The organism is Bradyrhizobium sp. USDA 4486 (genome assembly GCF_054057995.1).
On sequence record NZ_JBSRZV010000001.1, the window covers coordinates 1210509 to 1231774 of the forward strand.

The following is a 21266-nucleotide window of genomic DNA, read 5'->3' on the forward strand; positions in this document are numbered from 1 at the left end:
TGGTATGGAGGCCCGGTGTTGGTCCACCGGGCGAGACGAAATTAGGAGAGTCGGCTTACAGGCGCCTGACGGCTGTCCTGAAAGCGGCGCGCCAGGAGGTCGCAGACTGGCCCCGCACCGGTCCCAATTTGGCCATCCGATCGCACAACTGGAGCCACACCGGCGGGCGAGATTCCGTTCCATCGGCGAGGCCATGGGGGAAACGTGGCGCGCCGAGAACGGGGTGGCATCATGGATAACGTAGAGCGGTCATTTGCCGCCGCGACGGCGGCTGGCTTCGTGGTGCTGGTCATCGGCGTCGCGCTGCTGATGCTGCTGTAGGGCGGCGTCAGGCGCAGCCGCAAGCGGGCCCGAGCCATCGGATCCGCACAATGGCGGCTTTCAAGAACCGAAAACAACCCCATGCACAGTAGGACGCGGGGAGATGTCGCTGCGGAATCAACGGCTCGATTTAGGTATTTAAGTACCTATAACGCCGCTTTGTCCCGAGCCATTCCTGGTCGAATGCGGGACAGGCACGGGAGCGGCGCCGGTAGAAACCGGGTCAGCTTCCGAAACGGTCTTGGCGAAAAGGTCCTGGCGAAAAAGGTCCCGGCGAAACCAGCTCCTGCCGCGGCCTAATGAACCTTGATGGGAAGGCGCAGCTCGGCGGCGCGCTCTTCGCGGTCCTTCCTACGGAACTCGTTTTCCCTGCGCTCGAACTTCGCCATCTCCTCGAGCGCCGCCTCGAGGAGGTGATTGCGCCTCGTCGCATCGTGGTGCGTGTTTTCCGTCATGGAGATCCCCGCTGTGGCGGCCCCGCTACCCGACAAAGCCGGTGGCCCCAGAAAGTTCGGTGCCGCAGCATTGCGGATTTATGACGGCGCCGCGGCTGCGTCTTTGCTGTGGATCAGCTTCAATCGAACAGAGGCACGGCCAACAAAAACGCCGCCCGCTTAAATTGAGCGCGGGCGGCGGCTTTCCAGCCCCGGGTCGGAACGAGCAATTCCCCGGTGATGAATAGTCTGCACGATCTGTGCCAAGGTTTTGTGTCACGTGGCGGGACACCCGCTGAGGCGGATCAGGCGGCTTGCACACGGCGACAATCAACTTGGGACACCGGGGGTCAAATACGGACAGTACTCGACCTGTGGTGCTGTCCCCGACCTGTGAAAAGAACATATTGCGAACATAGAACAGATGGTGTACATTGCTTTTATCGCCGAGCGCCTCGCCAATCGTTTGTCCCACACGCGAATCCTCGCCATAAGGAGCACGACCCAATGTCCGCCACTGCCCTGCGTATCGTCGAAGGATCTTCCATGGACAAGAGTAAAGCCCTGGCCGCCGCGCTCTCCCAGATCGAGCGCCAGTTCGGCAAGGGATCGGTGATGAAGCTCGGCAAGAGCGACCGGTCGATGGACATCGAGGCGGTGTCCTCCGGCTCGCTCGGGCTCGATATCGCGCTCGGCATCGGCGGCCTGCCAAAGGGGCGCATCGTCGAGATCTACGGGCCGGAATCCTCGGGAAAAACCACGCTGGCGCTGCACACGGTGGCGGAAGCGCAGAAGAAGGGCGGCATCTGTGCCTTCATCGACGCCGAGCATGCGCTCGACCCGGTCTATGCCCGCAAGCTGGGCGTCAATATCGACGAGCTTCTGATCTCGCAGCCCGACACCGGCGAGCAGGCGCTGGAAATCTGCGACACGCTGGTGCGCTCGGGTGCGGTGGACGTGCTGGTGGTCGATTCGGTTGCGGCCCTGGTGCCGAAGGCCGAGCTCGAGGGCGAGATGGGCGATGCGCTGCCGGGCCTGCAGGCGCGTCTGATGAGCCAGGCGCTGCGCAAGCTGACGGCCTCCATCAACAAGTCCAATACCATGGTGATCTTCATCAACCAGATCCGCATGAAGATCGGTGTGATGTACGGCTCGCCCGAGACCACGACCGGCGGCAACGCGCTGAAGTTCTACGCCTCCGTTCGTCTCGACATCCGCCGCATCGGCGCGATCAAGGAGCGCGACGAAGTGGTCGGCAACACCACGCGCGTGAAGGTGGTCAAGAACAAGCTGGCGCCGCCCTTCAAGCAGGTCGAGTTCGACATCATGTACGGCGAGGGCGTCTCCAAGATGGGCGAGATCCTCGATCTCGGCGTCAAGGCCGGCATCGTCGAGAAGTCCGGCGCATGGTTCTCCTATGACAGCCAGCGCCTCGGCCAGGGCCGCGAGAACGCCAAGGCGTTCTTGAAGGGCAACCCCGACATCACGGCCAAGATCGAGACCTCGATCCGCCAGAACTCCGGCCTGATCGCCGAGCAGATTCTCGCCGGCACCCCCGAGCGCGACGCTGACGGCGAGGAGCCGGCCGAAGAGTAAGACCTAGCGAATTTTCGCGAGGAGCGGGCACTGAGGACGTTGAGTTGCCGACGTCTTCGGTGTCCGTTTCGTTTTGGCAGGACTAAACGAGAGCGGGTGATCTCGTTGACCCGGCTCATTCTGACAACAGAATCGTCCGCCGCCGGCGCTCTGCAACGCGCCGGTCTCGCCGATCTCGTGATCGCGATCGAGCGCCGGCTCGTCTGGGGGGCCGCTGCCGTCCGACTCCGAGCTCGAGGCATTCTTCGCGGCGCGTACGACCCAGCAACCTCACCTGCATTGGCTGGACGATACGCCAGCCTGGCGTATTGAGAAATCGGGCGTTGGCGGGCGGGGATTGATCGAGCTGCTGTCGGAATGCGACTCGGCTGAATTGTGGATGGGGCCAGAACCAAATGGGCAATTGGTTCTGCTCTGGCTGCTCGATCACTGCAGCAGCGACAGAGCGGCAATCTCCAAACTCATGATACGTCGCCTGGACATTGCTGTTGGTGGTATCGAGCCAGATCGACTTGCGCAGCTGGATCCGCCTGTTATCAAGCCCGCGCAAGGTCACCTGCAGCTGGCTGGTCATGCGTGGCGGGCCTATCGCGCGCCGACGCCACAGGCTTGGTTCGACCTCCTCAAGGCGGATTTGAAACCGCTTCCGCAGCTTGAGCGATGTGCCCTTGACCTGCTCCAAGAGCTTCCAAACCTCACCACAGGTCTTGGAGCCACAGAAACGCGGATACTCGAATTAGTCGCGGCGGGCGACGTGCAGCCCTTTGACGTCTTCCCGGGCTATCTGAAGCGCAACGAGCGTCGCGTGTTCGACTACTGGGAAGTCGGCGCGCTGCTTGATGGCCTCGCGCGATGTGCGGTGCCGGCCGTAGCCGGTTGGAAGAGGGACCATTCTCGCTCGATATGCATGACGATGCTCTCCGTCGCGCACGATACAAACAATCCCGCTTGTCGTCACTGAACTCGGGAAATCGGTGCTGGCAGGGGACGAGGATTTCCGATTCTACAACCCGATCGAGCGTTGGTGGGGCGGTACCGAACTGACGAACGAATGGCTCTGGCGGTGGGATCGCGAAAGCCGATCGTTGGTCGCGCCTTAAACAAGCGTTCAGTGCCGTAGGATAGGCAAAGGCACGCAAGCGCCGTGCCCACATCCTTCATCGCATGCAAAGATGGTGGGCACTTCGCTCTTCGAGCTACGGCGGACAAGCCGCTTTGCCCACCCTACGAAACCTCCGTTGCGTCTTACTCCGCGGCTTCCGCGTAATCGCTCACCGGCGGGCACGAGCACACGAGGTTGCGGTCGCCGTAGACATTGTCGACCCGGCCCACAGGGCACCAGTATTTGTCGGTGCGCGAGGTGCCCGCGGGGAAGCAGCCCTCGGCGCGAGAGTAGGCGCGCTTCCAATCGTCGTCGGCGATGTCGTGCACCGTGTGCGGGGCGTGGCGCAGCGGCGAGGCCTCGATCTTGAAGCGGCCGGCCTCGACCTCGGCGATCTCTTTCCGGATCGCGATCATGGCATCGCAGAAGCGATCCAGCTCGGCCTTGGATTCCGACTCGGTCGGCTCGATCATCAGCGTGCCCGGCACCGGAAAACTCATGGTCGGGGCATGGAAGCCGTAGTCGATCAGGCGCTTGGCGATGTCGTCCACCGTAACACCAGACGTCGTCTTGAGCGGACGGGGATCGACGATGCACTCATGCGCGACGCGGCCTTTGGCGTTCTTGTAGAGCACCGGGAAGTGCGGATCGAGGCGCGCTGCGACGTAGTTGGCGTTGAGGATCGCGATCTCGGTGGCGTGCTTCAAGCCTTCGCCGCCCATCATCAGGATGTAGATGTAGGAGATGGTCAGGATCGAAGCCGAGCCGAACGGCGCGGCCGAGACCGGGCCGACCGGTGCATCTGCCTGCGTCGCAGGATGACCGGGCAGGAACGGCGCGAGATGCGCCTTGACGCCGATCGGGCCCATGCCGGGGCCGCCGCCGCCATGCGGGATGCAGAAGGTCTTGTGCAGATTGAGATGGCTGACGTCGGCGCCGTAATCGCCGGGCCTGCTAAGGCCGACCTGCGCATTGAGGTTGGCGCCGTCCAGATAGACCTGGCCGCCATGGCCGTGCACGATGTCGCAGATCTCGCGAATATGCTCCTCGAACACGCCATGGGTCGAGGGATAGGTGATCATGACAGCGGCGAGGTCGCTCGCATGCTTTTCCGCCTTGGCGCGGAGATCGTTGACGTCGACGTCGCCGTTCTTCTCGCAGGCGACCACCACCACGTCCATGCCGACCATCGCGGCCGAGGCGGGGTTGGTGCCGTGCGCGGAGGAGGGGATCAGGCAGATCTTGCGGTGGCTCTCTCCGCGCGCGGCGTGATAGCCGCGGATGGCAAGAAGTCCGGCGTACTCGCCTTGCGCGCCGGAATTCGGCTGCAGCGAGATCGCGTCATAGCCGGTGATGTCGCAGAGCCATTTTTCCAGCCGCGCGAACAGCGTGTGATAGCCGGCCGCCTGCTCGCGCGGCGCGAACGGGTGCAGCGAGCCGAACTCCGGCCAGGTCAGCGGCATCATCTCGGTGGTCGCGTTCAGCTTCATCGTGCAGGAGCCGAGCGGGATCATGGCGCGGTCGAGCGCGAGGTCGCGGTCCGAGAGCTTGCGCATGTAGCGCAGCATCTCGGTCTCCGAGCGATGCGCGTGGAAAACGGGATGGGTGAGGAAATCGGTCGTGCGCTTCAGCGCGTCCGGCAGCGCCTCGCGCGTGGTCGCGTCGATCTCGGCATAGGCAAGCTGGCCGCCGAAGGCGCGCCAGACAGCTTCCACCGTCGCAGGCGTCGTGGTCTCGTCGAGCGCGATGCGCAAGCTGGTCTCGCTGACGCCGAGATTGATCTTCTCAGCTGCCGCGCGCGCGACGATCTCGGCGCGCCTGGCGCCGGCATCGACGCTGAGCGTGTCGAAGAAGCTTTCCGATTGCAACGCAAGGCCGAGCTTGCGCAGGCCCGCCGCGAGCACCGCGGCGCGGCGATGCACGGTGCGCGCGATCTGCGTCAGGCCCTCGGGGCCGTGATAGACCGCATACATCGAGGCGATCACGGCGAGCAGCACCTGCGCGGTGCAGATGTTGGAGGTCGCCTTCTCGCGGCGGATGTGCTGCTCGCGCGTCTGCAGCGCAAGGCGATAGGCCGGTGCCCCGCGCGAATCCACGGAGAGGCCGACGATGCGCCCGGGCAGCGAGCGCTTCAGCGCATCGCGCACCGCCATATAGGCCGCGTGCGGGCCGCCATAGCCCATCGGCACGCCAAAACGCTGCGCCGATCCGATTGCGATGTCGGCCCCGAGCTCGCCGGGCGAGGCGAGCAGGGTGAGTGCCAGGAGGTCCGCCGCAACGATCGCGAGCGCGCCCTTGGCCTTCAGCGCCGCGATTGCGGGCCGCAAGTCCCGGACCGCGCCCGAAGAGCCCGGATATTGCAGCAGGGCGCCGAGCACGTCTGATTTGTCGAGATCGGTGAGGGGATCGCCGACGACCAGATTCCAGCCGAGCGGCTCGGCGCGGGTGCGCATCACCGCCAGCGTCTGCGGATGCACGTCCTTGTCGACGAAGAAGGCCTTGGCCTTCACCTGCGAATGCCGCTCGGCGAGCGCCATGGCTTCGGCCGCAGCGGTTGCCTCGTCGAGCAGCGAGGCATTGGCGACGTCGAGCCCGGTGAGGTCGCAGATCATGGTCTGGAAGTTGAGCAGCGCCTCGAGCCGGCCCTGGCTGATCTCGGGCTGATAGGGCGTGTACGCCGTGTACCAGGCCGGATTCTCCAGGATGTTGCGCTGGATCACCGCGGGCAAAATCGTGCCGGAATAGCCTTGGCCGATCAGCGAGGTGAAGACCTGGTTCTGTCGGCCAAGCTCGTTCATATGCGCGATCGCCTCGGTCTCGCTGAGCGGCATGCCGAGATCGAGCGGGGCGGCCTGCCGGATCGAGGCCGGCAGCGTCTCCGCCATCAGCGCGTCGACGCTTCTAGCGCCGACAGTTTCGAGCATGGCGGTGACATCGCGGGCCGAAGGGCCGATGTGGCGGCGGACGAAGGCGGCGGTGTCGCCGTTGGATTTGCGGTGCGCGGTCATCATGGGTCCTCGCTTTAGATTTCTCTGTCATGCTCCGCCTAGTGCGCAATTGCGCACGGGGGCGGGGCATCCAGTACACGCAGGCGTCACGTCTTGAACCGAGAAGCTGCGGCGTACTGGATCGCCCGCCTTCGCGGGCGATGACACCGAATATGAGCTCAGAGTTCGCTTCATCTCACGCCGTATGGGCCTTGTAGGCGGCTTCATCCATGAGGCCGCCGAGCTCACTCTTGTCGGCAATCTTGATCTTGAAGAACCACGCCTTGCCTTGCGCGTCCGTGTTCACCAGCGCCGGCTCGGCGGCGAGTTCGGGGTTGGTCGCGAGCACTTCGCCCGAGATTGGGGCGTAGACGTCAGAGGCGGCCTTCACGGATTCCACGACGGCGGCGGCTTCGGCCTTCTTCAAGGCGCGGCCGATCTTGGGCAATTCGACGAACACGACGTCGCCGAGCTGCTGCTGCGCATAGTCGGTGATGCCGACGGTGGCGATATCGCCGTCGATGGCGAGCCACTCGTGATCGGAAGTGTACAGCGTCGTGGTCATGTCGATCCTCAGCGTTTGTAGGTGTTTTTCACGAAGGGCATGGCGGCGACGGTGAGCAGCAAACGTTGCCCGCGCACCTCGGCGAAGATTTTTGTGTCGAGCGCGCTCAGGGACGTGGGCACATAGCCCATCGCCACGGGCGCATTCAGGCTCGGGCCGAAGCCGCCCGAGGTGACCTTTCCAATGGGCTCGCCGGTTGCGTCATCTGCAAACAGCAGCGCGCCCTCGCGCACCGGCGCGCGGCCCTCGGCCCGCAGGCCGACCCGGCGGCGGGATGCGCCGGTGTCGAAGTGAGCGAGGATCTTTTCAGCGCCGGGAAAGCCGCCGGCGCGCACACCGCCGGTGCGGCGGCTCTTCTGCACCGACCATTCCAGCGCGGCTTCGACCGGTGTGGTCATGGTGTCGATATCGTGACCATAGAGGCAAAGCCCGGCCTCGAGCCGCAGGCTGTCGCGGGCGCCAAGGCCGATTGGCATCACGTCCGGGTTTTCCAGAAGCATCTTGGCGAGGCGTTCGGCGTCAGCAGCGGCGACCGAAATCTCAAAGCCGTCCTCGCCGGTGTAGCCCGAGCGGGAGACGAAACAGGCGAGGCCGGCGACCTCATGCGGGCCGGCATCCATGAACTTCAGGGCAGGAGCCTCTGCACATAATTTCGCCAGCGCGGCCTCAGCCTTCGGGCCCTGGAGCGCGATCAGCGCGCGATCGGCGAGCGAATCGATGATGCAGTCGCCCGAGAGATGCGCGCGCAGATGGGCCTCGTCCGCGTCCTTGCAGGCGGCGTTGACGACCAGGAACAGGTGGTCGCCGAAATTGGCGACCATGAGATCGTCGAGGATGCCGCCATCTTCATTGGTGAACTGGGCGTAGCGTTGCCGGCCGGGCGCGATCGCCACGATGTCCTGCGGCACCAGCCGTTCCAGCGCGCGGGCGGCGTCCTCGATCCTCCCGGATTTCGGCCGGAGCGCGATCTGGCCCATATGAGAGACGTCGAACAGGCCGGCAGATGAACGTGTCTGGAGGTGCTCCTTCAGCACGCCCGCGGGATACTGCACAGGCATGTCATAGCCCGCGAACGGCACCATCTTGCCGCCGAGCGACACATGAAGGTCGTAAAGGGGGGTACGCTTCAGGGAGTTCTTGTCGTCTGGAACAAGCATCACAGGGGCCCTCGGCGGTTCCCCGGGGACGATTCCCCGAGACAAACCAGTCGAAGCCCCATCTGTCGCTGTGCCTGAGAGTATTATCCCGTCGGCGGACGCTATCCGGGCCCTAAGCCCGCCGGCGCCTCTTTCCAGATGTCGTCAAAGCCACGCGGTCCTTTTGCCTGAGAGTTTCCGGGGCGGTTGCTCCTTCGGCGCCGGCAATGAAGCCGGTCTCTCCCGACGTGGCCGTACGATACAGATGGGTAGAGACCACAGGGGAGCCAAGCCTGTCAACGCGCTCCTTTTGGCTTTCAACGGGATTGCGCGCCTGCGGCAACCCACTGATCTCTCTGCACAGTTTCTGGACAGCGAAGCTGGCCTTGTCTAAAAGCGCATTGGCCCGCAGATATCAGCCCAATCGACAGGTTTGGATGGCAAATCGGCGGGTCCAAGCACACCCGATTGGATGAACATGAGCGGCGTCAACGACATCAGGTCGACCTTTCTGAACTTCTTTGCCGAGAACGGCCACGAGATCGTGTCGTCCTCGCCATTGGTGCCGCGCAACGATCCGACGTTGATGTTCACCAATGCCGGCATGGTGCAGTTCAAGAACGTCTTCACCGGCGTGGAGAAGCGGCCCTATCAGCGCGCCACCACGTCGCAGAAATGCGTGCGCGCCGGCGGCAAGCACAACGACCTCGACAATGTCGGCTACACCGCGCGCCATCTCACCTTCTTCGAGATGCTCGGCAACTTCTCCTTCGGCGACTACTTCAAGGAGCGCGCGATCGAGCTCGCCTGGAAGCTCATCACGAAAGATTTCGGGCTGAAGAAGGACAAGCTGCTCGTCACCGTCTATCACACCGACGACGAGGCGCATGGCCTCTGGAAGAAGATCGCCGGCTTCTCCGACGACCGCATCATCCGCATCCCGACCTCCGACAATTTCTGGGCGATGGGCGACACCGGCCCGTGCGGGCCGTGCTCGGAGATTTTTATCGACCGCGGCGATCACATCTGGGGCGGACCTCCGGGCTCGCCGGAAGAGGACGGCGACCGCTTCCTCGAGTTCTGGAACCTGGTGTTCATGCAATATGAGCAGGTGACGAAGGAGGAGCGCGTCGATCTGCCGCGTCCCTCGATTGACACCGGCATGGGCCTCGAGCGCATGGCCTGCATCCTGCAGGGCGTCGACAGCGTGTTCGAGACCGACCTGTTCCGTCATCTGATCGACGCGACCGCGTCCGCGCTCGGCAGCGGACCGACCCAGCAGAACGCCGCCTCGTTCCGCGTCATCGCCGACCATTTGCGTTCCTCGGCTTTCCTGGTCGCGGACGGCGTCCTGCCTTCGAATGAGGGCCGCGGCTACGTGCTGCGCCGGATCATGCGCCGCGCGATGCGCCATGCGCAGCTACTGGGTGCCAAGGAGCCGCTGATGCATCGGCTGGTCTGGGCGCTGGTCCGCGAGATGGGCCAGGCCTATCCCGACCTGATGCGCGCGGAAAACCTGATCGAGGAAACGCTGCGGCTGGAAGAGACCCGCTTCCGCAAGACGCTGTCGCGCGGCTTGGCAATTCTGGACGAGAAGTCGGCGTCCTTGAAGAAGGGCGACATGTTCGACGGCGACGTCGCCTTCACGCTCTACGATACCTACGGCTTCCCGCTCGACCTGACGCAGGACGCGCTGAAGTCGCGCGGCATCGGCGTCGACCAGGCCGCGTTCACCGACGCGATGGAGCGGCAGAAGGCCAAGGCGCGCGAGTCCTGGAAGGGCTCGGGCGAAGCCGCCTCCGAGGCGATCTGGTTCCCGCTGCGCGAGAAGCTCGGGGCGACCGAATTCCTGGGCTATGAGACCGAGAGCGCCGAAGGCGTGGTGTCCGCGCTGGTGAAGGACGGCACGGAGGTCGCCAGCCTCAAGGCCGGCGACACGGGTTCGATCGTGCTGAACCAGACGCCGTTCTATGCGGAGTCCGGCGGCCAGGTCGGCGACACCGGCGTTCTGACCGGCGAGGGCGGCGTCAAATTCCGCGTCACCGACACGCAGAAGAAGCTCGGCGACTTCTTCGTGCATATCGGCACCGTCGAGAGCGGCGAAGTGAAGGTCGGCAGCGCGCTGCAGCTCGAGGTCGATCACGGCAGGCGCTCCTCGATCCGCGCGCATCACTCGGCGACGCACCTCATCCACGAGGCGCTGCGCCAGGTGCTCGGCGACCATATCGCCCAGCGCGGCTCGCTGGTGGCGCCGGACCGCCTGCGTTTCGACTTCGTGCATCCGAAGCCGATCACGGCGGAGGAGCTTGCCCGCGTCGAGGACATCGCCAACGACGTCGTGCTGGAAAATGACGAGGTGACCACCCGCGTGATGGGGGTCGACGAGGCCCGCGAGGCCGGCGCGCGCGCGCTGTTCGGCGAGAAGTACGGCGACGAGGTCCGCGTCGTCTCCATGGGCAGGACCGCGCGCGAGCGCGGCTCCAATGCGCTCGGCTGGTCGGTCGAGCTCTGCGGCGGCACCCATGTCAAGCGCACCGGCGATATCGGCCTGATCACGCTGACCAGCGAGAGCGCGGTCGCCTCCGGCGTCCGCCGCATCGAGGCGCTGACCGGCAATTACGCGCGCAAGCACGCCAACGACACCATGGCGCTGGCGAAGACTGCGGCCAACGAGCTGCGCACCTCGCTCGACGACGTCCCGGCGCGCATCGCCGCGCTGATGGAGGAGCGCAAGAAGCTCGAGCGCGAGCTCTCCGATGCCCGCAAGAAGCTCGCGATGGGCGGCGGCGCCTCGGCCGGCGGCAATGGCGCAGCGGCAAGCGTGCGCGAGGCCGGCGGCGTCAAGCTGATGGCGCGCGCGGTCGAAGGCATCGAGATGAAGGATCTCAAGAGCCTCGCCGACGACGGCAAGAGGCAGATCGGCTCGGGCGTGGTCGCGATCGTCGGCGTCACCGAGGACGGCAAGGCCGGCGTCGTGGTCGGCGTCACCGCCGACCTCACCGCGCGCTTCAACGCCGTGAACCTGGTGCGCGTTGCCTCCGAAGCGCTCGGCGGCAAGGGTGGCGGCGGCCGGCCTGACATGGCCCAGGCCGGCGGCCCCGACGGCGCCAAGGCGACCGAGGCGCTGGCTGCGATCGAAAAAGCCATGGAGGCTGCGTAAAGCACCATGCGCCTCGTTCCGCGAGGACGTGGGCTTTCCGATCCCGACTTGAGGGATCGCCTCTACGAATTGTTGGAGCACGATCCGCTGGCCTATTCGGTCGGATCGCGCTTCATCCAGCTCATCATCGGCGTCATCGTGCTCAACGTCGCCGCAATGATTTTGGCTTCGGTGCCGGAGCTGGACGCGCGGTTCGACACGCTGTTCAGCGCGATCGCCGTCTTCGCCGTGATCGTGTTCGCGCTGGAATATCTGGCGCGGCTGTGGACGGTGGCGGGGCACACCCAGCGCGAGGGCTCGGCGCTCTCCGACCGGCTCTCTTATGCCTTCTCCGCGCTCGGCATCATCGACCTCCTGGCGTTCCTGCCGGCTGCGATCGTGCTCGCCACCGGCCGGCACGCGACCCTGGCCGGGCTCGGCGTGCTGCCGTTCTTCAAGCTGATCCGCTACTCGCCGGCGATGCGCTCGCTGCTCGCGGCCGTCCATGCCGAGCGAAGGGCGCTGATCGGCTGCGTCGTCATCCTGTTCGGTGTGGTGCTGACGTTTGCCTCGCTGCTCTATGCCGTCGAGCGCGACGTGCAGCCGGACAAGCTCGGCACCATCCCGCAGGCGATGTGGTGGGCGATCGTGACGCTCGGCACCGTCGGCTATGGCGACGTCGTGCCGGTGACGCCGCTCGGCAAATTCATCTCGGTGTTCGCGATCATCTCGGGCTTTGCCATGATCGCGCTGCCGGTCGCGATCATCTCCTCAGCCTTCGCGGAAGAGGTGAGGCGGCGCGATTTCGTCGTCACCTGGGGCATGCTGGCGCGGGTGCCGCTGTTCTCGCATCTATCCGCCGCCGAGATCGCCGACATCATGCGCCTGTTGCGGGCGCGCACCATCGAGCAGGGCGAGGTGCTGGTACGCCGCGGCGACGTCGCCTCGTCGATGTATTTCATCACCGCCGGCGAGGTCGAGATATCGCTGCCGAGCCAGCAGGTGCGGCTCGGCGACGGCACCTTCTTCGGCGAGATCGCGCTGCTGCATAAAACCAAACGCAGCGGCACGGTGACGGCGACGCGCAAGACGCGGCTCCTGCTGCTCGACGCCCAGGACTTTCACGCCCTGATCGCGCGCATGCCGACGCTCGCCGCTCACGTCCACGAAACCGCAAAAGCGCGGCTGGAGGAGACCGGCGATCTTGCGGCGGCGGAACTGGCGCAGGCGGAGAAGGAAGGGACGGACGGCTGAGCGGCCAGCCTTTCTTCTTGAAACGTAGCCGGCGTCTCCGCAATGGCTCTCGAAAAAGAAACGGGCCGCGCTTTTGGCGCGGCCCGGGATGATGTCTGGCCCAGTCGGGCGAAAATTGCGGATGGCAGCTTACGCCGCCATCGCCTTGACGAGGTTTTCCGCGACCTTGTCCAGGAAGCCGGTGGTCGAGAGCCAGCGCTGGTCGGCGCCGACCAGCAGCGCGAGGTCCTTGGTCATGTAGCCGGCCTCGACGGTGTCGACGCAGACCTTCTCGAGGGTCACCGCGAACTTGGCGAGCTCGGCATTGTTGTCGAGCTTGGCGCGGTGCGACAGGCCGCGGGTCCAGGCGAAGATCGACGCGATCGAGTTGGTCGAGGTCTCCTTGCCCTTCTGGTGCTCGCGGTAATGGCGGGTCACCGTGCCGTGGGCAGCTTCGGCTTCCACGGTCTTGCCGTCCGGGGTGAGCAGCACCGAGGTCATCAGGCCAAGCGAGCCGTAGCCCTGCGCCACCGTGTCCGACTGCACGTCGCCGTCGTAGTTCTTGCAGGCCCAGACATAACCGCCCGACCACTTCAGGGCCGAGGCCACCATGTCGTCAATCAGGCGGTGCTCGTAGGTCAGGCCCTTGGCATCGAACTCCTTCTTGAACTCCTTGTCGAAGATCTCCTGGAAGATGTCCTTGAAGCGGCCGTCATAGACCTTGAGGATCGTGTTCTTGGTCGAGAGGTACACCGGATAGCCGCGCAAGAGGCCGTAGTTGAACGAGGCGCGGGCGAAGTCGATGATGGAGTCGTCGAGATTGTACATCTCCATGGCGACGCCGGCGCCCGGCGCCTTGAACACTTCCTTCTCGATCACGGTGCCGTCCTCGCCGACGAACTTCAGCGAGAGGGTGCCCTTGCCCGGGAACTTGACGTCGGTGGCGCGGTACTGGTCACCATAGGCGTGGCGGCCGATGATGATCGGCTTGGTCCAGCCGGGAACGAGGCGCGGCACGTTCTTGCAGATGATCGGCTCGCGGAAGATCACGCCGCCGAGGATGTTGCGGATGGTGCCGTTCGGCGACTTCCACATCTGCTTGAGATTGAACTCCTTCACCCGGGCCTCGTCCGGGGTGATCGTGGCGCACTTGACGCCGACGCCGACCTTCTTGATCGCCTCGGCGGCGTCGATAGTGACCTGATCGTTGGTATGGTCGCGGTACTCCATGCCCAGGTCGAAATACAGCAGCTCGACGTCAAGGAACGGGTTGATCAGCTTGTCCTTGATGTACTGCCAGATGATCCGGGTCATCTCGTCGCCATCGAGTTCGACGACGGGATTGGATACCTTGATTTTTGCCATGATCGGGGAAGCCCTCTTGGGAACGGCGCTAGTGGCGCGCCAACGTGAAGATCCGCCGCCTCTTAGCACCTGATAGCAGCGGGCGAAAGCCAAGGGATTATGCACTTTTAGCTCATCCAGCTTCCACAGATGGGGGACGGGCGGGGTCTACCGGCGGGAGCGGATGAAGTTTCAGGGGAGATTCAAAAGTCGAATCTAACCCCGTTATTTCTCTTGAGAATTTCGTCAGGACAGGCAAACGACAGGCTGACGGCCATGGCCGGCCCTGCGTCCGGCCTTGAATCTATTCCTGAGAGCGCCTTGCCAAGGCCTTGAGAGACAGTGTGAAAGCGAAGCGAGATGTCGGGGACTGACAAGAGCAAGGCGGGCCTGTCCCTCGATGGTCCCATCGTCATCCTGGTCGAGCCGCAGCTCGGCGAGAACATCGGCATGGCCGCGCGCGCCATGGGCAATTTCGCGCTGAGCCGCTTGCGCATCGTCAATCCCAGGGACGGCTGGCCGAATATCGCGGCCCAGCGGGCCGCGGCCGGCGCCGACCATATTCTGGAAAACGTCGAATTGTTCGACACGGTGGAGCAGGCGGTTGCCGACCTCGACCTCTTGTTCGCCACCACGGCTCGCCCCCACGACCAGGCCAAGCCCGTGGTCGGTCCGGAGGCCGCAGCGAGCGAAATCGCCGGGCACGTCGCGACCGGCGGCAGGTGCGGTATCCTGTTCGGCCGGGAGCGCTGGGGGCTGACGAACGAGGAGGTCGGGCTCTCCAACCGCATCATCACCTTCCCGGTCAATCCGGGCTTTGCCTCGCTCAACCTTGCCCAGGCCGTGCTGTTGGTCGGCTATGAATGGTTCAAGCGGGCCACCTCCGGCGCGCTGCCGCATGCCATGCCGGAGCGTTCCGAGCGCGCCTCGCAGCACCAGATCCAGGCCTTCTTCGAGAACCTCGTGCGCGAGCTCGACAAGGTGGAGTTCCTGCGGCCGGCCGAGAAGCGCGACACCATGCTGGTCAACCTGCGCAACATCTTCACCCGGATGGACCCGACCAAGCAGGACATGCACACGCTGCACGGAGTCGTCATGGCGATCGCCGAGGGACGCAAGGGCCCGGCCAAGGGCGGCGTGCTCGACGGCGAGCAGGCGACGCGCCTGCGCGCGCTGCTCGCCGAGCACGGCCAGGCCGGCGGCGCCTCCGACAGCGCCTCGACCGTGCGCGGGCTCGCGCGCCTGCTCCGCCGCAATCCTACCGATGCCGAGCGCCTGCTCTGGCAGGCGCTCACCCGCGACCGCCGCTTCGCCGGCCAGTTCAAGCGCCAGACCCCGGTGGGGCGCCACATTCCGGACTTCGTCTCGTTCCCGCACCGGATCGCGATCGAGCTGGTGAACCCGGGCGAGGGTGAGAGCATCGCCGCCGACCGCGCGTCGCGGCGGGCGTGGCTTGAGGCGCGTGACTATCGGGTGCTGGATATCCGAGCCGCTGACGTGGAGCGCGATCTGGAGGCGGAGCTGGTGCGGCTGCAGGGCATGGTGGAGCAGAGCGCGTAGGTCTTGTCGCGCACAGGGCTCATAGGGTGGGCAAAGGCGCGCAGCGCCGGGCCCACACTTTGTGTGTCGCAGAGATGGTGGGCACGCTCCGCTTTGCCCACCCTACGAGATCACGCCAGGATCACACCGTCTCGAGCTGATCCGCCGCGCGCTTCTTCTTCGCCTTAGGCTGCCCGAGCAGGGGGCCGGCCGTGAGCGCCGCCGTATCGGCCACGCCCGGGTCGCGCGAGATCATCGCCGCGACGATGGCGCCGTCGATGATGAGGCCGAGCTGGTGCGCCAGCACTGCGGGCTCGCTGGAGCCGAGCTCGCCGGCGAGCTTCTCGATGTGGCCGAGCACGATCTTTTTGTGCTTCAGCGCGATGTTGCGGAATTGCTTGGCGTCCTTGTCGTGCTCGCCGACCGCATTGATGAAGGGGCAGCCGTAGAAACGCTCTTCGGCGAACCAGCTCTTCAGCGCCGGAAAGATGCGCGCCAGCTTCGCCTGCGCGTCGCCGCCACCCGCTTCCATGGCGCCGATGAACCATTCGCGCCACTGCTTGCCTTCGCTCTCCAGCACCGCGTTGACCAGATTGGTCTTGGAGCCGAACAGTTTGTACAGCGTGGTCTTGGCGGTGCCGGCTTCCTCGATGATCGCGTCGATGCCGGTGGCGTTGATGCCGTTCTTGCAGAACAGATGCGTTGCGGCGCTGAGCAGGCGCCCACGTGCGGACTCGTCGTCGCCTGCGCCCGAATGCGGCGCGTTTGCAGTCTTCTTCGAGGAAGCTTTTGCCATAAGTCCAAACTTAGCCGCAGCCGCGCCGCATCAGCAAGCCGCATCTGTTCCGCGCTGAAAAGATTCGCAGAGGCTCGCCCATCTGCATTGCCCTTGAGCAAGCGGGCGCTGGTCAATCGGCAGGCAGCGGCGGCTAAGCGGCTCGAATGCTTCGCATTTCGTTCTCGGGCTGCTCTGGCACGCTCCATGCAAGAAAACAGACCGTTCGGTATCCTGCCGATTTTCACTTCTGCCAGGGAGAAGAAGATGACTGCCGTCGTTCAGAAGACCGTGCTGACGGGTTGCCTCGCGCCGATCGACAAGAATGGCCTCGAGCAACTGATCGCCAATGGCAAGGCGAATCCGAAGGTCATCAAGACCTTGAAGTGCAAGACGGTCGCGGAAGGCAAATTCCGCCACGCCAACTACATCCGCAACCTGCCGCCCTACATCGTCGACGAGCCGCCGGGGTTACTCGGCGACGATACCGCGCCCAACCCGTCGGAGGCTTCGCTCGCCGCGCTCGGCTCCTGCCTCGCCGTCGGCCTGCACGCCAACGCCGTGCATCGCGGCTGGACCGTCAACAAGCTCGAGCTTGAGCTCGAAGGCGACCTCAACATCACCGCAGTCTGGGGCACCGGCGACACCTCCGACAAGCCGGTGGGCTTCACCGATGTCCGCGTCAAGGTTGACATGGAATGCGAGGGCATCTCGCCGGACGAGATCAACGCGCTGGTCGGACATGTGAAGAAATGGTCGCCGGTCGCCAACACCTTCACCCGCCCGGTCAATCTCGAGGTCGGCATCTAGCGGCGGACAGGCAGGACAGGGTGCGGGAGACGATCATGGGTTCACTGGCTTTATCGCGGGCCGCCGTTCTGGATCAGCCCGCACCGTCCATCACCGGCGAGGTGGCGCGGATTGCGCGGGAGCGGCTCGCGCCGCTCGCCGCAGGCATCGACGACGGATCGGTCTATCCGTCCGAGGTGCTGCGCGAACTCGGCACGGTGGGCGCCTGGGGCAGCCACGTGCCCCATGAAGGTCCCGCTGATCTGCGCTGCGCCATCCAGGCGATGGCGGCGATCGGCGAGGTCTGCGGCGCCACGGCCTTCATGGCCTGGTGCCAGAACACGCTGGTCTGGTACGCAGCGAACTCGACTAATTTGAAGCTGGCCAAACGCTTCGGCGATGCCTTCTCGACCGGCCGGGTGCTCGGCGGCACCGGGCTGTCCAACCCGATGAAGAGCTTCTTCGGCATCGAGAAACTGAAGCTGAAGGGGAAGAAGGTCGACGGCGGCTACATCGTGCGCGGCGCGTTGCCCTGGGTGTCCAATCTCGGCCCCGACCATTTCTTCGGCACCATCTTCGAATGCGAGGAGGATCAGGGCACGGTGATGTTTCTGGCCGATTGCTCGGACCCCGCGATCACGCTGACGCCATGCAAGCCGTTCCTCGCGATGGACGGCACCGGCACCTATGGCGTGCAGTTCCGAGACGTCTTCGTGCCGGACGAGCTGATCCTGGCCGATCCCGCCGAACCCTTCGTCAAGAAGATCCGCGCCGGCTTCATCCTGCTCCAGGCCGGCATGGCACTCGGCGTCATCAGGGACTGCATCAACATCATGGACGAGGTCGATGGTTCCCTCGGCCACGTCAATCGCTACCTGCCGCAGCAGCCCGTCCATTTCCGCGATCTCGCCGCCGAGCTCGAGAGCGAGACCATGGCGCTGGCGCGCGATCCCTACAATGAGGAGGAGACCTACTGGCGCAAAGTGGTCGCGCTGCGCCTGCGCGCCGGCGAAGCCAGTGTCGCGGCGGCCCATGCCGCGATGCTGCATTGTGGCGCGCGCGGCTATCTCAAAAGCCATCGCGCGCAGCGTCGCCTGCGCGAGGCCTATTTCGTTGCGATCGTCACGCCGGCCACCAAGCAGCTGCGCAAGATGCTCGCCGATGCCTGATCTCTACGAGTCCACCCCAAGACGACCCTCGTGACCACCCACCTCAACGGAGAGGCTTCCATGACTGACGTTCTGATCAATGCCGTCGAACTCGCCGATCTCTTGAAGACAGAGCCATGTGTCATGATCGACACCCGCAATCCCGACGCCTACGCGGCCGGACATCTGCCGAACGCCGTCAACGTGCATGAAATCTTCACCTTCCTCGCAACCTCGACGCCGGATGGCATCGCCGAGCTGAAGACCAAATTCGCCGATGCGTTCGGCGCTGCCGGCCTTTCGGGCAAGGAGACCGCCGTGGTCTACGAGCAGTCGATGAACTCCGGCTTCGGCCAGTCCTGCCGCGGCTATTACCTGCTCACCATGCTCGGCTATCCCAAGGTGAAGGTGCTGCATGGCGGCTTCGACGCCTGGTCGACGGCGGGCTTGCCGGTGACCAAGGACGTGCCGACGCCAGTGAAGGCTTCGTTCGCGGTCGTGCCTGAAGCCGGTGAGATCCTGATCGACGCCAAGACCATGCTCGCCGCGGTCGGCAAGCCGGGCATCGCGATCCTCGATGTGCGGGACGTCGACGAGTGGATCGGTGACAGCTCCTCCCCGTACGGCAAGGATTTCTGCCCGCGCAAGGGCCGCATTCCGGGCGCGGTGTGGCTGGAATGGTATCGGATGATGAAGCCGACAGCCGAAGGCCCGCGCTTCAAGTCCAAGGACGAGATTCTGGCCGAATGCGCCACGGTCGGCATCTCGCAGACCACGCCGGTCTATCTCTACTGCTTCAAGGGCGCGCGCGCCTCGAACACGTTCCTCGCGCTAAAGAACGCCGGCGTGAAGGACGTGCGGATGTATTTCGGCTCCTGGAACGAATGGTCGCGCGATCCCTCGCTGCCGATCGAGCAGGGGCTGCCGATGGCAGGTGTGACGACCAAGGCGGCTTGAGCGCGCGCCTCGTCCTTCGAGACGACCGCTTCGCGGTCTCCTCAGGATGAGGCTAAGCGGCATCGGTGCCTGTTGAAACTGCTGCCGCGCACTCCGCCCTCATCCTGAGGAGCCCGCCTAAAGCGGGCGTCTCGAAGGATGGGCCGCTTGGGGACGAGGCGCGATTCCTAGCGCCTTGATCCGCGAGGCCAGCGTGGTCGGCTTGATGTCGAGCATCTCGGCAGCGCCGCCGGGGCCAAAGACTTTTCCGGCGCAGGCCTCGAGCGCGGCCAGAATGTTGGCGCGCTCGTGGTCGCGCATCTCCGACGATGTCATGACGGCGGGGCGCGCGTCGGCCTTCTGGCGGGTGGCTCCGGCCGGAGCTTGTGCGCCTAATGTATCCGGCAGATCGATGCGCAAGCGGCCATTCTGCGACAGGATCGCGGCGCGCTCGATCACGTTCTGCAGTTCGCGGACGTTGCCGGGCCAGTCATAGCGGGTCAGCCGCCGCGCATCGCCTTCCGACAGGCGCAGGTTGGACTTCAGCGCCTTGCTTTCGCGTGTCAAAAAATGCTGGGCGAGCAGCGGGATGTCCTCGCGCCGCTCGCGCAAGGGCACCGTCTCGATCGGGAATACGTTGAGGCGGAAATAGAGGTCTTCGCGAAAGCGGCCGCGCTGGACCTCCTGCTTGAGATCGCGATTGGTCGCGGCGATGACGCGAACGTCGACCGCGCGGGTGCGCGCCTCGCCGACGCGCTCGAAATGGCCTTCCTGCAGCACGCGCAGCAGCTTGCCTTGCAATTCGAGCGGAATCTCGCCGACCTCGTCGAGGAACAGCGTGCCGCCGTCGGCGAGTTCGAAGCGGCCGATGCGGTCGCGCGTTGCGCCAGTGAAGGCGCCGCGGACATGGCCGAAGAACTCGCTCTCGAACAATTCGCGCGGGATCGCGGCGCAGTTGACGCGGATCAGCGGGCGGTCGCTGCGGGTGGAGTCCTCGTGGATGGCGCGCGCGATCAGCTCCTTGCCGGTGCCGGATTCGCCGGTGATCATCACCGCCGCGGTGGTCGGCGCCACCAGCTTGACCTGGCGCAGCGTCTTCTGGATCGCCTCGCTGCCGCCGATAATGCCGCGCGGATTGGTCTCGATGCGGATTTCCTCCTGGAGGTAGGCGTTCTCCAACTCCAGCCGCTCGCGCAGACGGTCGACCTCGGCCAGCGCTGCGTGCAGCTTCTCGTCGGCCTCGCGGCGCTGGCTGACGTCGCGAAACACCACGACCGCGCCGACCACGACGCCGCGATCGCGGATCGGTGTCGAGGTGTATTCGACCCAGGCCGGCGAGCCGTCCTTGCGCCAAAACACCTCGCCGTCGACCTGGTGCACGGCGCCGTCTCGGAACGCCGCATAGATCGGGCAATCATGATTGTGATAGTGCCGGCCGTCGTGGTGGGTGTGGTGGACGATCGGGTGGATCTCCTTGCCGACCAGCTCTTCGGCGGTCCAGCCCAGCATCCGTTCGGCCGCTGGATTGACGAAGGTGGTCTTGCCTTCCGCGTTCACGCCATAGATGCCTTCGCCGGCCGCGCGCAGGATCAGCTGGTTCTCGCGCTCGATGTCCTGGAACACGCGCTCGACCCGCTGCCAGGTCGAGATGCCGCCGCGCATATGGTCTTCGGCGGCGGCATCGACATTGCGCCGGCGGCGCGCTTCGAGATCGGTCAGCGTCAGCAGCAGCAGCGTGCGGCCGCCATGCGGAAGCAGGCAGCCGGCATATTCGAGCCGGAGATCTTGTCCGGTCGCGTGGCGGGGATTGAGCGCCGTGGTCCAATAGGCGCCCTTGTGCAGCACGGCCTGGGTGAAGACGGTGAGGGCGGCAAGCTCGCCGGCGTGAAGCGTGCTGGCCCTGGTCTGCCGCAGCAGGGCGCGGTCGTAGCCGAGCAGGGCGCAGGCGGCGGGATTGGCATCGACGATCTGGTCGGCGAAAGGATCGACCAGCAGCGTCGCCTCGACCGAGGATTCGAAAGCTGCGATGCGCGGGTCGATGACAGGAGCCACATCGTCGTGGACGGAGATTGGCGTCGTTGCCATTGCGAAATCTCGTAATTGAACTACGAAATCTCGTTTATCACGAGTTTTCGTAGCGGCCAAGCGCGGGCGAAAGTGCTGCGTCGTCAAGGCACTGGACGCCCGAAGGGGCATGGCATGCTCCTTGCGTAATTGCTCCT

General features: G+C 65.0%; 15 protein-coding genes and 1 riboswitch. Of the genes, 8 read left to right on the forward strand and 7 right to left on the reverse strand.

The window, feature by feature from the left end:
* Nucleotides 1-617 precede the first annotated feature (617 nt).
* Entirely contained in the window at nucleotides 618-776 is a 159-nt protein-coding gene (locus ACVWY3_RS05845) for a hypothetical protein (RefSeq protein WP_456837609.1), read from the reverse strand.
* 486 nt (nucleotides 777-1262) lie between these two features.
* On the opposite strand from ACVWY3_RS05845, the gene recA reads away from it, so the two are divergent.
* Both recA and ACVWY3_RS05855 read left to right on the forward strand, forming a co-directional pair.
* Complete coding sequence (recA, locus tag ACVWY3_RS05850; RefSeq protein WP_456837610.1) at nucleotides 1263-2351, forward strand: recombinase RecA; 1089 nt, start codon at nucleotides 1263-1265, stop codon at nucleotides 2349-2351.
* 337 nt (nucleotides 2352-2688) lie between these two features.
* On the forward strand, nucleotides 2689-3312 hold the full coding sequence (locus ACVWY3_RS05855) for a hypothetical protein (RefSeq protein WP_456837611.1): 624 nt from the start codon (nucleotides 2689-2691) through the stop codon (nucleotides 3310-3312).
* Nucleotides 3313-3596: 284 nt separating this feature from the next.
* Here the strand turns inward: ACVWY3_RS05855 and gcvP are convergent, their stop codons facing one another.
* The 3 genes from gcvP to gcvT form a co-directional block, all read right to left on the reverse strand.
* Nucleotides 3597-6461, reverse strand: coding sequence for an aminomethyl-transferring glycine dehydrogenase (gene gcvP, locus ACVWY3_RS05860; RefSeq protein ID WP_456843300.1), 2865 nt, complete (start codon nucleotides 6459-6461; stop codon nucleotides 3597-3599).
* Nucleotides 6462-6636: 175 nt separating this feature from the next.
* Nucleotides 6637-7005 carry a glycine cleavage system protein GcvH gene (gene gcvH, locus ACVWY3_RS05865; RefSeq protein ID WP_456837612.1) on the reverse strand — a complete coding sequence of 123 codons (369 nt, stop codon included), beginning with the start codon at nucleotides 7003-7005 and terminating at the stop codon, nucleotides 6637-6639.
* An 8-nt stretch (nucleotides 7006-7013) separates the two neighbouring features.
* Nucleotides 7014-8162, reverse strand: a complete 1149-nt coding sequence (gene gcvT / locus ACVWY3_RS05870; RefSeq protein WP_456837613.1) for a glycine cleavage system aminomethyltransferase GcvT — start codon at nucleotides 8160-8162, stop codon at nucleotides 7014-7016.
* A 146-nt stretch (nucleotides 8163-8308) separates the two neighbouring features.
* Nucleotides 8309-8397, reverse strand: a riboswitch (glycine riboswitch).
* A gap of 222 nt (nucleotides 8398-8619) precedes the next feature.
* Between gcvT and alaS the strand changes: the two genes are divergently transcribed.
* Together alaS and ACVWY3_RS05880 are read left to right on the forward strand one after the other, a co-directional pair.
* Nucleotides 8620-11301 (forward strand): alanine--tRNA ligase, encoded by a 2682-nt coding sequence (gene alaS / locus ACVWY3_RS05875; protein WP_456837614.1) that lies wholly within the window; start codon nucleotides 8620-8622, stop codon nucleotides 11299-11301.
* 6 nt (nucleotides 11302-11307) lie between these two features.
* Nucleotides 11308-12534, forward strand: coding sequence for a cyclic nucleotide-gated ion channel (locus ACVWY3_RS05880; protein WP_456837615.1), 1227 nt, complete (start codon nucleotides 11308-11310; stop codon nucleotides 12532-12534).
* A gap of 129 nt (nucleotides 12535-12663) precedes the next feature.
* Here ACVWY3_RS05880 and ACVWY3_RS05885 read toward each other — a convergent pair whose 3' ends face one another.
* A complete protein-coding gene (locus tag ACVWY3_RS05885) occupies nucleotides 12664-13878 on the reverse strand; it encodes an NADP-dependent isocitrate dehydrogenase (protein WP_456837616.1) in 1215 nt (404 codons plus the stop codon).
* Nucleotides 13879-14217: 339 nt separating this feature from the next.
* Here ACVWY3_RS05885 and ACVWY3_RS05890 point away from each other — a divergent pair, with 339 nt between their 5' ends.
* On the forward strand, nucleotides 14218-15417 hold the full coding sequence (locus ACVWY3_RS05890; RefSeq protein ID WP_456837617.1) for a TrmJ/YjtD family RNA methyltransferase: 1200 nt from the start codon (nucleotides 14218-14220) through the stop codon (nucleotides 15415-15417).
* A gap of 121 nt (nucleotides 15418-15538) precedes the next feature.
* Here the strand turns inward: ACVWY3_RS05890 and ACVWY3_RS05895 are convergent, their stop codons facing one another.
* Entirely contained in the window at nucleotides 15539-16192 is a 654-nt protein-coding gene (locus tag ACVWY3_RS05895; RefSeq protein WP_456837618.1) for a TetR/AcrR family transcriptional regulator, read from the reverse strand.
* A gap of 246 nt (nucleotides 16193-16438) precedes the next feature.
* Between ACVWY3_RS05895 and ACVWY3_RS05900 the strand changes: the two genes are divergently transcribed.
* From ACVWY3_RS05900 to ACVWY3_RS05910, 3 genes are read left to right on the forward strand one after another with little or no spacing between them, the layout of a single operon-like run.
* Nucleotides 16439-16981, forward strand: a complete 543-nt coding sequence (locus ACVWY3_RS05900) for an OsmC family protein (protein ID WP_456837619.1) — start codon at nucleotides 16439-16441, stop codon at nucleotides 16979-16981.
* Between the two features lie 35 nt (nucleotides 16982-17016).
* Nucleotides 17017-18129 (forward strand): acyl-CoA dehydrogenase family protein, encoded by a 1113-nt coding sequence (locus ACVWY3_RS05905; protein ID WP_456837620.1) that lies wholly within the window; start codon nucleotides 17017-17019, stop codon nucleotides 18127-18129.
* A gap of 60 nt (nucleotides 18130-18189) precedes the next feature.
* The gene (locus ACVWY3_RS05910; protein WP_456837621.1) at nucleotides 18190-19065 is read left to right on the forward strand and encodes a sulfurtransferase; all 876 of its coding nucleotides are present in this window, start codon (nucleotides 18190-18192) and stop codon (nucleotides 19063-19065) included.
* A 117-nt stretch (nucleotides 19066-19182) separates the two neighbouring features.
* Here the strand turns inward: ACVWY3_RS05910 and ACVWY3_RS05915 are convergent, their stop codons facing one another.
* Nucleotides 19183-21129: a sigma 54-interacting transcriptional regulator gene (locus ACVWY3_RS05915; protein ID WP_456837622.1), complete on the reverse strand. Its 1947-nt coding sequence runs from the start codon at nucleotides 21127-21129 to the stop codon at nucleotides 19183-19185.
* Nucleotides 21130-21266: the final 137 nt, after the last annotated feature.

Excerpts from the sequence above, each read along its gene's own strand:
- ACVWY3_RS05845 (WP_456837609.1), bottom strand. The coding sequence starts at position 776 with ATGACGGAAAACACGCACCACGATGCGACGAGGCGCAATCACCTCCTC.
- recA (WP_456837610.1), top strand. The coding sequence starts at position 1,263 with ATGTCCGCCACTGCCCTGCGTATCGTCGAAGGATCTTCCATGGACAAG.
- gcvP (WP_456843300.1), bottom strand. The coding sequence starts at position 6,461 with ATGACCGCGCACCGCAAATCCAACGGCGACACCGCCGCCTTCGTCCGC.
- gcvH (WP_456837612.1), bottom strand. The coding sequence starts at position 7,005 with ATGACCACGACGCTGTACACTTCCGATCACGAGTGGCTCGCCATCGAC.
- gcvT (WP_456837613.1), bottom strand. The coding sequence starts at position 8,162 with ATGCTTGTTCCAGACGACAAGAACTCCCTGAAGCGTACCCCCCTTTAC.
- alaS (WP_456837614.1), top strand. The coding sequence starts at position 8,620 with ATGAGCGGCGTCAACGACATCAGGTCGACCTTTCTGAACTTCTTTGCC.
- ACVWY3_RS05880 (WP_456837615.1), top strand. The coding sequence starts at position 11,308 with ATGCGCCTCGTTCCGCGAGGACGTGGGCTTTCCGATCCCGACTTGAGG.
- ACVWY3_RS05885 (WP_456837616.1), bottom strand. The coding sequence starts at position 13,878 with ATGGCAAAAATCAAGGTATCCAATCCCGTCGTCGAACTCGATGGCGAC.
- ACVWY3_RS05890 (WP_456837617.1), top strand. The coding sequence starts at position 14,218 with ATGTCGGGGACTGACAAGAGCAAGGCGGGCCTGTCCCTCGATGGTCCC.
- ACVWY3_RS05895 (WP_456837618.1), bottom strand. The coding sequence starts at position 16,192 with ATGGCAAAAGCTTCCTCGAAGAAGACTGCAAACGCGCCGCATTCGGGC.
- ACVWY3_RS05900 (WP_456837619.1), top strand. The coding sequence starts at position 16,439 with ATGACTGCCGTCGTTCAGAAGACCGTGCTGACGGGTTGCCTCGCGCCG.
- ACVWY3_RS05905 (WP_456837620.1), top strand. The coding sequence starts at position 17,017 with ATGGGTTCACTGGCTTTATCGCGGGCCGCCGTTCTGGATCAGCCCGCA.
- ACVWY3_RS05910 (WP_456837621.1), top strand. The coding sequence starts at position 18,190 with ATGACTGACGTTCTGATCAATGCCGTCGAACTCGCCGATCTCTTGAAG.
- ACVWY3_RS05915 (WP_456837622.1), bottom strand. The coding sequence starts at position 21,129 with ATGGCAACGACGCCAATCTCCGTCCACGACGATGTGGCTCCTGTCATC.